The 12220-nt window shown below is 74.9% G+C and carries 9 protein-coding genes; 4 read left to right on the forward strand and 5 right to left on the reverse strand.

Annotated features, from left to right (window positions below; genetic code table 11):
- Positions 1–147: 147 nt before the first annotated feature.
- Both ramS and lanKC read right to left on the reverse strand, forming a co-directional pair.
- Positions 148–276 (reverse strand): mycelium formation morphogenetic lantipeptide SapB, encoded by a 129-nt coding sequence (gene ramS / locus ACF053_RS29775; RefSeq protein ID WP_058940762.1) that lies wholly within the window; start codon positions 274–276, stop codon positions 148–150.
- Positions 273–2870, reverse strand: coding sequence for a class III lanthionine synthetase LanKC (lanKC, locus tag ACF053_RS29780; protein ID WP_391956861.1), 2598 nt, complete (start codon positions 2868–2870; stop codon positions 273–275). The genes ramS and lanKC overlap by 4 nt, the downstream gene beginning before the upstream one ends.
- 400 nt (positions 2871–3270) lie before the next feature.
- On the opposite strand from lanKC, the gene ACF053_RS29785 reads away from it, so the two are divergent.
- Together ACF053_RS29785 and ACF053_RS29790 are read left to right on the forward strand one after the other, a co-directional pair.
- The gene (locus ACF053_RS29785) at positions 3271–4773 is read left to right on the forward strand and encodes an MFS transporter (RefSeq protein ID WP_391956862.1); all 1503 of its coding nucleotides are present in this window, start codon (positions 3271–3273) and stop codon (positions 4771–4773) included.
- Between the two features lie 569 nt (positions 4774–5342).
- Positions 5343–6299, forward strand: coding sequence for a GNAT family N-acetyltransferase (locus ACF053_RS29790; protein WP_391956863.1), 957 nt, complete (start codon positions 5343–5345; stop codon positions 6297–6299).
- Positions 6300–6377: 78 nt separating this feature from the next.
- Here ACF053_RS29790 and ACF053_RS29795 read toward each other — a convergent pair whose 3' ends face one another.
- The 3 genes from ACF053_RS29795 to ACF053_RS29805 all read right to left on the reverse strand — a co-directional run bounded on the left by ACF053_RS29795 (position 6378) and on the right by ACF053_RS29805 (position 10484).
- Positions 6378–7472 carry a chitinase gene (locus ACF053_RS29795; RefSeq protein WP_391956864.1) on the reverse strand — a complete coding sequence of 365 codons (1095 nt, stop codon included), beginning with the start codon at positions 7470–7472 and terminating at the stop codon, positions 6378–6380.
- 166 nt (positions 7473–7638) lie between these two features.
- Positions 7639–8049: a DUF5955 family protein gene (locus ACF053_RS29800; RefSeq protein WP_391956865.1), complete on the reverse strand. Its 411-nt coding sequence runs from the start codon at positions 8047–8049 to the stop codon at positions 7639–7641.
- Between the two features lie 11 nt (positions 8050–8060).
- Positions 8061–10484 (reverse strand): hypothetical protein, encoded by a 2424-nt coding sequence (locus tag ACF053_RS29805; RefSeq protein WP_391956866.1) that lies wholly within the window; start codon positions 10482–10484, stop codon positions 8061–8063.
- A 395-nt stretch (positions 10485–10879) separates the two neighbouring features.
- Here ACF053_RS29805 and ACF053_RS29810 point away from each other — a divergent pair, with 395 nt between their 5' ends.
- Positions 10880–11218 (forward strand): STAS domain-containing protein, encoded by a 339-nt coding sequence (locus tag ACF053_RS29810; protein WP_391956867.1) that lies wholly within the window; start codon positions 10880–10882, stop codon positions 11216–11218.
- A 452-nt stretch (positions 11219–11670) separates the two neighbouring features.
- On the forward strand, positions 11671–12057 hold the full coding sequence (locus ACF053_RS29815) for a hypothetical protein (RefSeq protein WP_391956868.1): 387 nt from the start codon (positions 11671–11673) through the stop codon (positions 12055–12057).
- Positions 12058–12220: the final 163 nt, after the last annotated feature.

The following is a 12220-nucleotide window of genomic DNA, read 5'->3' on the forward strand; positions in this document are numbered from 1 at the left end:
CGGGCGCGGGGCGGGGGGGGGGGGGGGGGGGGGGGGGGGGGGGGGGGGGGGGGGGGGGGGCCGGGGGGGGGCCCCCCCCCCCCGGGGCCGCAGCCGCTGCCGGCCGACCGCGCGGTGCGAACACCGCACGGTCCGGCCGGGACCGGCTCAGTTACAGGTCGTGACGCTCAGGCTGCTGTCACCGCAGAGCAGCAGGCTGGCCCGGCTGCCGGTGGCGACGTCGCCCGTGGCCTCTTCCTTCGGGGTCTCCATCGACTGCAGGTCGAGAAGCGTCATGATCGATTCCTTTCCTTCATGGGGACGGTGTGCATTTCCACGGTCCCTGACTGGGACCGGGTCTGGGGCCGCCGCAGCGGCGGGAGGAACGGCAGGTGCGCGCGGCCGTCGGTCGCGGCGCTGCCGAGGGCCAGCAGACAGCCGGCGGTGCCCGTGGCGAGATCCATGGACAGCCGCATCATCTGCTCGCCGGGGAAGGCCAGATGTCCCTGGTACGGCACCGCGTGGCGGGCCAGGGCGTCGATCTGGCGTCGTACGTCCGAGGGGTGGGTGCCGGGACCCGGGGTGGTGGTGCGGCTCAGGTACAGGACCATGCCCGCCGCGCCCCGGAACAGCCCGGGCTGGGCGTAGAACGTGGCCTGTGCGGCCCGGACGATCTCACCGCGCGCCCGCTCGAACCGCTCGTCCGTCCGGTGCGCCGCGAAGTCGTCGAGCACCATGCCGATGCCCACGCTGCCGGCGCCCAGGTACGGCATGGTCCGCCATCCCTCGTCCACCTGGAGCGTCCCGCCGGCGCTGACGACGCAGCGGTCCAGGTCGCGGCCGAGCGCGTCGGCGGCCAGGTCCAACAGGGCCGCGTCGCCGGTGCGTTCGTACAGGCGGATGAAGAGCAGCGCGGGTCCGGACGCCCCGTACAGCAGGCCGGCGCGGGTGATGCCGGGCAGCGCGCGGGCGACGAGCTCCGCGCAGCGCAGGGCGGCGTCCCGGTGGCCGAGGGCGTCCAGGACCAGACCGACGCCCGCGAGACCGCCGTGCAGGTCGGGCGCGACACCCTCCCAGGGGCGGGCCATCGTCAGGTCGGCGAGGTCGGCGGCCGGGGCGGGATGGCCCAGGCGGTCCAGGGTCCAGGCGATGCCGGCCAGGCCGTCGTACAGCCCGAGGGGGCTGCCCGACGGGGGCTCCTTGACCCGCCGCAGGAGCCACTCCTGCGCGTCGGGGTGGGCCGGCGCGCCCGTCTCGGCCAGGGCGTACAGCACGCCCGCGGCGCCGTAGCCGAGCGTCAACCCGCCACCCGCGGTGGCGAACTGGGCGATGTCGCCGGGGAAGAAGCGGTCCTCCCTGTCGGGCGTCGCCGACGCGGTCACGGCCCGTGCCATCGAGTCGCGGCTGCCCGGCCAGTCACCCGGTTCCACCGGCAGGTACGGCCCGTCGCCTGCCGTGTCCGGCCGCCCCTTGAGAATCTCGGCCACCGCCTCGTCGAGGAAGGCGCGCGGCACCGGGAACTGGGCCGCGGCCACGTCCGCGAGGTGCCGCGCCTTCTCCGGGTCCAGCGGGAGGAGGCTGGTGAGCGGCAGGAAGAGCGCGATGCGCAGACAGGCCAGGGCGTACCGGTCGACGTCGAAGCCGCGCCGGTCGGCTGGGGCCACGAAGGCCGGGTTGGCGACGGTCTGCCGGCGGTTGTCGTCGATGTGCGCGGCCGCCTCGAAGTCGAGCAGGACCACCGACGACTCGTCCTCGGAGAGCATGATGTTGAAGAGGTGCAGGTCGTTGAAGACCACGCCGCGGGCGTGGACCGCCTCCACGGCCTCCTCCACCATCCGGTGGACGCGCAGGGCCCACGCGGTGTACTCGGCGAGGGACTCCGGTGTCGGGTCCGCCTCGATCAGCGGGTGGCGGCGGGCGAAGAAGGTGTTGAGCGGCTTGCCCTCGACGTACTCCATCGCGAGGAAGTGGTGTCCCCCCAGTTCGAACCCACCGCGCACCTCGGGCGTGCAGGGGAGCCCGGAGAGCCGTTCCAGGGCCTCGCGCTCCCGCTGCAGCCGGGTCACGGCGTCGGCGCCGTCGGCGGCCAGCCCGGCGTGCGGCCGGGCCTCCTTCAGGACGACCTTCTCGCCGGTCCGGGAGTCGTGGCCGACGTAGACGCCGCCGCCGTTCGAGAAGTGCAGGGCCCGCTCGACGGTGTACGGCACGTCGGCGAGGGTCACGGCGTGACGGCCCGCCAGGTGCGGCCGGAGGAAGTCCGGCACCCGCACCCAGGGCGGCGTCCGGAAGGCCGGCCCCCGCAGGTCGGGGACGAGCTTCCCGTCCGGGTCCTCCACGGCGGGGCGCAGCTCGCCGTCCTCGTCGTAGCAGTGCCGCTGGGTGAAGCTGCCGTACCTGAGGTACACCGGGCCCTCGCCCCAGCGCAGGTCGCTGAGGATGTACGGACCGTCCTCCCCGGCGAGGAGCGCGTCCAGGTCGCGGGCGACGCGGTGGCACTGGTCGTCGTCGGCCGGGTAGACGGTGATGAACTTGCCGCTGGCCGCGCGGTCGGCGTACTTGGCGTTGCGGGTGTGGAGCAGGTAGCGGCTCGGGACGAACTTGAAGGCGATCCGGTGGGTGAGGCAGTACTCCGACACCCGGGCCAGAATCGTTTCCGCGTTCTCCAGGCAGGCCGACACGTGGATCTTCCACCCCTGCGCCGGCAGTTCCGCCCCGACCGGGCGCAGCGCCAGCCAGTCACCGCTGCGGTTGCGCCGCCAGCCCTCGGGCACCGGCGTCAGCGCCGCCGCGTAGAGCGCACCCCTGCCCCCCTGGCGTTCCGCGGACAGCCGGTGCGGTGCGTCGTAGAAGTGGCGGTCCGCGTCGCAGAAGGTGGCGTATCCCTTGATCACACCTGCTCCTTCGGTCAGCGACGGCGACAGGAAGAACGTTGCCACCCGGGGCGGGGCCGCCCATAGTCGCAGCTGTCAGCAATGAGCCGTGCGGAACGCACGAGTAACCTCGGGCGCCCCGGCACCCGGACGCCTCACCGGCAACACTGGCCACAGCCGGCCCAGCCGTACCCCGGGCCCCGGTCCCACCGGCCCGCGCCCCTCCGCCCGTACCGTCCGCGCCGGCCTGCCCGTACCGCCCGCGCCCCTCCGCCCGTACCGTCCGCGCCCTCCGCCCGTAGCGCCCCTCTCCAGCCTCCCGCCCCCCTCCCGGAGCGTCGGGCCGCACGGGTGAGGGTCCGTTTCCACGGATTGATCATGGGGTACGTGGATGCGGCCCCTTACGCCGTGGAGGTAAGCGATGAGAGAAGACGGGCAGGCGCTGGACGGGACCGTCACGACGCAGATCCCCGCCCGGTTGGACCGGTTGCCGTGGTCGCGGTGGCACTGGATGATCATCATCGGGCTCGGCACCGTGTGGATCCTCGACGGGCTCGAGGTCACCATCGTCGGCAACATGGCGGGCCGGCTCTCCGAGGAGGGCAGCGGCCTCGCCATCAGCAGCGCCCAGGTCACCGGCGTCGCCGCCGCCCTGTACGTGGCGGGCGCCTGCTCCGGCGCCCTGCTCTTCGGCTGGCTGACCGACCGCTACGGCCGCAAGAAGCTCTTCCTCATCACCCTCGCGGTCTACCTCGGCGCCACCGCGATGACGGCGTTCTCGTACTCGTCCTGGTGGTTCTTCCTCTTCCGCTTCCTCACCGGCATGGGCATCGGCGGTGAGTACGCGGCCATCAACTCCGCGATCGACGAACTCATCCCCAGCAAGTACCGCGGCCGCGTCGACCTCGTCATCAACGGCAGCTTCTGGCTCGGTGCCATGGGCGGCTCGCTGCTGTCCGTCGTGCTCCTCGACACCGACATCCTTCCCAAGGACATCGGCTGGCGCGTCTCCTTCGGCCTCGGCGTCGTCCTCGGCCTCGCCGTCCTGCTCGTCCGGCGGCACGTCCCGGAGAGCCCGCGCTGGATGTTCATCCACGGCCGCGAGGAGGGCGCCGAGGCGATCGTCGCGGACGCCGAGCGGCGGGTGGAACGGGACACCGGCAAGGCGCTCGCCCCGCCCGCCGGCTCCATCACCATCAAGCAGCGGCAGAGCATCGGCTTCGTCGAGATCGCCCGGACCCTGGTACGCACCTACCCCCGGCGCGCCGTCCTCGGCTTCGCCCTCTTCGTCGGGCAGGCGTTCCTCTACAACGCCATCACCTTCGGTTTCGGCGCGATCCTCGCGACGTTCTACGACGTCCCGAGCGGTTCGACCGGCTACTTCTTCGCGGTGATCGCGCTCGGCAACTTCCTCGGCCCCCTGACGCTGGGCCGGCTCTTCGACACCTGGGGCCGCCGTCCGATGATCGCCGGCACGTACCTGCTGTCGGGTGCCCTGCTCTTCGTCACCGCGTGGCTCTTCGGCCAGGAGGTGCTGACCGCGACGACGCTCACCGCCTGCTGGTGCGTGGTCCTCTTCTTCGCCTCGGCGGGCGCCAGCTCGGCGTACCTGACCGTCAGCGAGATCTTCCCGATGGAGACCCGCGCCATGGCCATCGCGTTCTTCTACGCGGTCGGCACGGCGGCCGGCGGCATCTCCGGCCCGCTCATCTTCGCCGAGCTCACCGAGAGCGGGGTGGTCGGCGACACGGTGCTGGCCTTCTGCCTCGGCGCGGCCGTGATGGTCGTGGGCGGTCTCGTCGCCCTCTTCTTCGCCGTCGCCGCGGAGCGCAAGTCCCTGGAGGAGATCGCGACACCGCTGTCGGTCCATGCCGCCGGCGGCACCCCCGACGCCCCCACCGAGCCCGTCTCCCTGCGCCCCTGACCTCCCCGTCCACCACCCGCCCGCACGCCCCCGCCCGCACGCACGCCGCCGTCCGACAGCCCCGGCCGACCACCCCCTGACGACCCGCCCCGCCTGCCGGCGGCACCCCGCGCACGTCCGCCGCCCCGGTGGACGTGCGCGCCGCCGTCGCGACGCGCTTCGTGGCGCGCACCCGTCAGCGGGGCGTCAGACCGTCTCCCCGGGGCGGTGTCCCCCTTCGATACGCCGTGCACGGCACCGGCGGCCGGGGCCCGCGTCACCCGGGTCGGGATCCCGGCCGCCACCACCGCCACCCACCGGCGGATCGTGCCCCCGTACGGGACCGCGCGCGACCGACCGCACGGGTCCCGGTCCCGCGCACGACGACGAGCGGGCGGCGCCGGGGGCGAGGCGGTCGTCCGGACGACGTCCCGGGAACGCCCTCGCGCGCGGGTGTGGGCCACGGCCCCCGACGGAGGCACGACGCCGGCCGGCGGCCCCCGCGGCCGGTACCGGTCGGGCGCGGGGGAGGGGCGTCGGGGGCGGGAAATCGTTTGCGGGGGACGTGGCCGCGGTCCGAGAGTGGCCTGATGCATTCGGAAGCCCCCTGCGCCGTCCGTCCCGCCACCACCGCGGACGCGTCACTCATATGCGCGCTGCTCAACGAGATCGACACCATCGAGACGGGCAGGCCCGACACCGACCTGCACTCCGTCGAGGCGGACCTCGCCCACCCCGAGGTCGACCTCGCCCGGGACTCCTGGCTCGCCTTCGACGGCGACCGGCTCGTCGCCTACGCCCTCGTGTGGGACGAGTCCCAGGGAGAGCGCGTCGACGCCGACCACTACGTGCTGCCCGGCCACGGGGCCGCCGGGGAGCGGCTGCTCGCGCTCGCCGAGGACCGTGCCGCGGACCGGGCCCGCGCCAACGGCGCGTCCCGCGCGGTGCTCCACCTGCACCTCAACGCCGAGCCCACCACCGACCTCGACATGATCGCCCGACGGGGCTGGCGCCGGGTGCGGCGCTACCACGTGATGACCCGCCCGCTCTCCGTCCCCGACCAGGCGGCGCCCGAGCCGCCCGCCGGCGTGGTGCTGCGCGACTGCCGGGACGACGCGGACCGGCGGCGCGCCCACGCCCTGCTCCAGGAGACGTTCTCGGAGCACTTCGACCACCAGCCCCGCAGCTACGAGCAGTGGCTCGACGACATCGGGGGCGGCGACCGCATCGACTGGTCGCTCGTGTGGATCGCCTCGGTCGGGGCCGAGGACGCCGCCGTGCTGTTCTCGCGCGACGACCGCGCGAACATGGCCTGGATCCGCAACATCGGTGTGCGCCGGTCGTTCCGGGGCCGGGGGATCGCCGGGCACCTGCTGCGCCACGCGTTCTCCGTGTACGCGGCGCGGGGGCGCGACACGATCGGCCTCGGCGTGGACACGCAGAACGAGACGGGCGCCCTGCGCGTCTACGAGGCGCACGGCATGCACACGCTCTACGCGGTGGACACGTGGGAGGTCGTGCTCCCGGTCGGGGTGGCCGTCGCCTGAGGCGGGGCCCGGCGCGCGCCGGGCGGATCCCCGCGCGCGTACCGGGCGGACCTCGGCCGGACCGGTCCCGGCGGTCCGTCAACGGCCTTGCAGGGCGCGGACGTTGTCACCGAAGGTCCAGTTCCGTGACCCGTCCCAGTTGAGCGACCAGGTCATGAGCCCCTTCAGTCGGCCGCCGTACGCCTTCCACGCCTGGGCGACGGTGGCCGGCGGCATGTAGCCGCCACCGGCTCCCCGCTGCGCGGGCAGCCCGGGAACCTGCCGGTCGTACGGGACGCGGATGGTGGTGCCCTGCACGACGAGCCCCTGGTCCAGGCAGTCCGTCTGGGCGGTGAAGCCGGCGACCGTGCCGGCCTCGTAGGAGTCGCCGGAGCACCCGTACATGCTGCCGTTGTAGTACTGCATGTTCAGCCACCACAGGCGGCCGTTGTCCGCGTACTTCTTCACGAGGGGCAGGTAGGCGCCCCAGATGGAGCCGTAGACCACGCTTCCGCCGGTGACGTAGGCCGTCTCCGGGGCCATGGTGAGTCCGAAGCCCGGGGGCATGCGTTCCAGGATGCCGTCGATGATGCGCATGAGGTTGGCCTGAGAGGGCGAGGGTCGGGTGATGTCGCCGCTGCCGACGAGGCCGGTCTCGATGTCGATGTCGATGCCGTCGAAGTTGTGGGCCTTCAGGATGGGCACGACCGTGGCGACGAACCGGTCCGCGACGGCGCTGGAGTTCAGGTCGATTCCCGCGGTGGCGCCGCCGATGGAGAGCAGCACGGTGAGCCCGGCTGCCTTGGCCTCGCACATCTCGGCCGGCGTGGGCACCTTCACGGTGGTGTCCATGCCGTTCTCCCACAGCGCCGTGCCGTCCGACCGGATCACGGGGAAGGCGGTGGTGACGACGTTGTAGCCGTGCTGCCTGATGCGCGGGTCGGTGATCGGGGTCCAGCCGAAGGGCGGGTGGACCCCGTTGGCGGCGCCGTCCCAGTTCTCCCAGTACCCCTGGAGGACCTTCCCGGCGGGCCGTGGCTTGAGCGGGCACGTCGCCGAGGCGGCCGCCCCGGCGGCGGCCACCGCGTCGGCGGGCGCCGGTCGGGCGGCCGCGGGGAACGCCGCGGCGAGCAGGTGCGCGAGGACCGCCGCGGCGAGCCCCAGAGCCGGTGACGTCCTTCCGTGTCGCGGCATGTCCGCGCTCCTTCCCGGCGTCCCTCCGCGTCCCCCGGGAGCCGCCCTCGACGGCATCCGGCGGATGCGACAGGCGCTCGACGGCACTCGACGGAAGGCCAGGGTCTTCTGGTCCAGACCTTTCGTCAAGAGGTCTGGACCAGAAGCCCGCACAAGGTGGGCGGGGTCAGAAGGACTGCACGACCCGCGTCAGTTCGGCCACGGCGGCCGCCAGCGGCGCCGCTGGCTGGGCGAACAGCGCCAGCCGCTCCAGGGCCCGCCGCACCACGCCAGGCTCCGGCTCTCCCTCCTCCAGTTCCTCGCGCAACCGGCGCAGTTCGGTACGGGGCGACTCCTGGTCCGGCAGCGCGGCCCGGTGCTCGTCCAGCAAACGCTCGACGAGCAGCAACAGGGCCTCCACCTCGGCCCGCTGGTCCGCCGACGGCGCGTGCACCGAGACGTGGCCGGCCACGGCGCGTGCGCCCGGGCCGATCGCCTGGTTGCCGACGGAGCTCTGCCCTCCGTACTGCTGGACGCCGAAGTTGAGCACACGGGCCTCGCCCGGCTCGTCGGGCGACGGATCGGCTTGACGGGGCACGTTCCCTCCTGTCATCGGGCGGCCGCGGGGCCGGACGGCGGCGGCGGACCACCGGCCCGCGCCGTGGTCGACTGCGCGGTCGCCTGGGCGCCGGTGCCGACGGCCTGGTTGCCGACCACGCTCACCCCGCCCGTCTGCAGCACGCCGTGGTTGAGGATGGTCTGGGTCTGGGTCCGGAAGTCGGTCGTGTCGACCCCGTGGTCGTCGAGGAAGTCCCGGACGGCCGCCAGCGCGTGCCGGTCGAGGGCGTTCAGCGTCCGCAGGGCGTCGACCAGCTGGAAGTGGTGGAAGTACTCGGGCCCCTGCGCGGCCTCGCGGACGCTGATCCGCGCGCCGCGGTCGTACGCGGGGTCGTCGCCCGCGGCCCGCGCCTCGTGGCGCCGGCGCACCCGCCTGCGCCGGTCGGCGAGGGCGTCCGACAGGCACGACCGCGGCGCCGCCCACAGTGCGCCCCCCGATCGCCGCAGGGCCCGCAGCGCCAACGAGCGGCGCCGCCGCGCGGTGGGGACGCCCGCCGGAAGCAGGTCCACCACGTGCAGGTCCCGCCGTACGGGCCCCAGGACGAACCGCTCGCACCGCAGGTGCAGCGTCCTGCCCTCCACCGCCACGTGCAGGAAGTGCGTCGGCACGATCTCTCCGCCCCACAGCGGTACGTGGGAGGTGAGGAAGTGCCGCGCGACACCGTCCGGGCGCCGCGCGATCCACCGCAGCGCCTCGGCGGGCAGCCGCGTGGCGGGCGGCCGCAGCGGGTCGGGCAGCAACCGCCCGTCCCGTGCGACCTCCCTGCCGCTGACGAAGACCCGGTCCTCCACCACCAGCCCCTCGATGCGCCCCTCCGTGCCGGGCCGCCCGCCGAAGCCGTCCCGCGAGAAGCCGTCCCGCGCGATGCCGTCCCGCCCGCCCGCGCCGTCCCGTTCCCCGGCCCCGTCACGTTCCGCGGCGGCCCGTCCGGTGGCCCGTTCCCCGTTCCCGACGCCCCGCAGGGGCGCCCCCGGCTCCTCCGTCGTCCCGCGCAACCGATGGCGCAGCCGCTCCACGACGTCCCAGGCGTCGAAGCCGTCGACGGTCCGGGGACCGCGCTCCCCGCCCGCACCCGGGTCGGCGGGCAGCAGCGGAACCGACAGCGTCCACTCCCCGTCGCGCCTGCCGTACCCGACGAACGGTGAAGGGCCGCTGTAGCAGGTGACGTTGCCCCGCTGGGCGTCGGCCACGGCTTCGATCCGCGCGGCCGCCCACGGCTCCAGGTGCCCCGGTCGCGGCAACCTCTCCGGGTCGAACGTGTCACGCCGCAACGCCCCCCGCAGCCGCGCGTCCACGTCCACCTCCTCACCCACGACGATCCGCACCACCTGGGCGCAGCAGGCCACCACGGCGAGGAGCGCGGGGACCCCCCAGAGGTAGCCCCCGGTCAGCCAGGCCAGCGGCCCCGGGAGGGGGACCGCCGTCAGGGCGGCGCCCAGCAGCACCCCGGCGACGAGCAGCGCGCCCGCCGTACCGGCCAGCCGCCACGTCGTCGCCGACGTGGGCGGCAGCTCCCGGCCCCGCACCGCGCGCCGACGCGTCCGCGACGCCGACCCGAGCGCCCCCAGGGCGAGCCGCGCGAACAGCAGCCACAGGGGCGCGAACACCGCGACGAGAGCGAAGGCGGCGGTCAGCCTGCGGTCCCGCTCGCGGCGCAGCCTGCCCGCGGTCAGGCTGTGCCGCGCCACCGGCACCAGGTCGACGCCCGGCGAGGCGGCGACGGCGCCGAGCCCGTCGCCCAGCACGTCCTCCACGACGCGGTCGGCGAAGGCCGGGTCGGTGTACGCGGCGGCGCACAGGTAGCGGGTCACGTCGCCGGGCGACGTGCCGGTCGCGACGGCCACCGGCCGATCGTCGGAGGAGTCGGACACGGCGGCACTCCGTTCACGGTTGCGGGACGCCGCGGGGCGCACGGCGCCCGGGGCCTTCGGGGCCCCGCCGCCGACGACGGCGATGAGGAGGCCCAGCAGCACGCCGAAGACCAGCCCGTCGACGAGCAGCACGGGGAAGGAACCGCCCTGGCCGAAGGCGAGGAGGAGGCCCGGCTCGGCGGTCTCGACGGCCAGCCAGGCCAGCGTGCTGCTGCCCACGGAGAGGAACACGCCGGTACCGGCCGAGGCCGCCCACCGCACACCGCCCGCGGGCGCCCGGCCCACCAGCCGGGGGACGAGCAGCAGGATCCCGGCGATCAGCCCGATCAGCGTCAGCCCGCCCAGCCAGGCGTAGGCGCGCAGGAAGGGGTCCGACCCCGGCGCCGGCTGCCATCCGGGTACGAACAGCGCCCGGCGCAGCAGCTCCAGCCCGACGTTGTCCGTAGACCATTCGAGGAGTACGTCACGTGACCACGGACCCCCCAGCACCACCAGGAAGACACAGAGGAGGACGAGTCGCCCCCTGCCGGCCGGTTGTCTCATGGGCACCCCCCCGGAACGCCTGAGAGCCGTAACTCTAGGAAGTCCATGGCCACATGTCAGCCGAACGGACGACACCGGTGGGGAAACGCGCCGCGTCCGCGCCCCGGGGCGCCCGCACGGCGACCGGCCCGCGCCCCCGCGCACGGGTCGATGGCGTGCCCCGCCCCGCGCGCGTGCGGAGCGGGAGCCACTGGCACCGGGCGCTCGCGGTGTGTCACTGTGGCAGGAGCCAGCCTGGTCTGGCGGGGGAACCCCGCGCCGTCCCGGGGTCACGGTCGGTGGCCCGGTCACGGTACGGGTGGTTCTCGCTCGGCTGCGCCGCGGCCCGACGCCGCGCGCTCGACGGGTGCCCCCGAGGCGGCCGTCATGGGCTCGATCCCCGAGAGGGGCGAACCATGTCCGATACCTTCACCGTCGCCGTCACCCATCACCCACACGGCACCCTCGTCGCCGTCACGGGTGAGATGGACCTCACGACCTGCCCCCGCGTCGAGGAGGCGTGCACCGTGCTCCCGGTGGGCGGCAAGACGCTGCGCCTCGACCTGTCGGGCGTCTCCTTCATGGACTCCACCGGGCTCAACCTCCTGCTGCGGCTGCGCCGTCGCGTCCAGGGCGACGGGAGCCGCATGGTCCTCACCGGCCTCCAGGACCAGCCGAGGCACCTGCTCGACCTCACGGAGGCGTACTCCCTCTTCGACACCACGGACGCCGGCGAGCCGGCCGGCCGTCGCTGACCCCACCCCGCCGGGGGCTCCACGCTCCTCCCTCCCGCAGACTCCACCCCTTGCCCTCCCCAGGACCTCCTCACGGGCCCGTTCCGCGGCCCTCCTCGCAGGGCGCGACGCACTCCGCCCGAGACCCCCTTCCGCGCACGGCGCCGGGTGACCTCCTGCCCTTGGCGCCGAGACGGCCGGGACAACGGTCCGCCCTGACGGAGAACCCGCGCGGCGACGACGCCCACACCCACGCGGCAGCGGCGCCCGAAACCCTCCTGCCCACCACCGCCTTGGACGAGCCCGCACCGGGCCGGACGCACCCGCCCGCACCGGAGGGCGGACAACCCGCCCGCGCCGACGCGGAGTCGGCCGCCGGATCCACGAGCGGAGCGGACGCCCGGGAACCCGACCACTTCAAGCCGCCTTGCGGGAACCGGTTTTCGCGGCTGAAGACGGGTTAGGCGCACCCCATGAGTGAAACGGACAAGAACAAGAGCAGCGGCAAGGCCACGGCCACCGACACCAGCGCCGCGAACGGGCGGGCCCGCACCGCCACCAGCACGGCCAGAAGGACGGCCCGCGACACGACCCGCGCCGCCACCGACGGCGTGGACGAGGCGGGCAAGGCGACCGGGGGCGTGCTCGCCACCCAGGCCCAGGCCCTGACGTCGACGGTCAACGGCGTGTGGCGCAAGGCCGCCGTGCCGGCGCTCGGCCTCCTGAAGGCCAACGCCGTCACCGCCGGCGGTGTCGCGGCGGCCGCGACGGCCGTGGCCGTCGGCGCCTACGCCGGTGGGCGCAGGTCCGTCCTGCGCGCGCACGGCCCGGTCACCCGCCTGACGGGCGGCCGCATCTGAGTCCCGGCGGCGCGCCCGGCTCCGGCGTGCCGGCACCACCAGCAGCGCTGTGCGCGCCACCCGTGTCGGGGGGGGGGGGGGGGCGGGCCCGGGCCCCCCCCCCCCCGGGGGGGGGGGGGGCCCCCCCCCCCGGGGGGGGGGGGCCCCCCCCCGAAGAACGCGG

Source organism: Streptomyces kanasensis (assembly GCF_043077165.1).
In the GTDB taxonomy this organism is placed as follows: Bacteria; Actinomycetota; Actinomycetes; order Streptomycetales; family Streptomycetaceae; genus Streptomyces; species Streptomyces changanensis.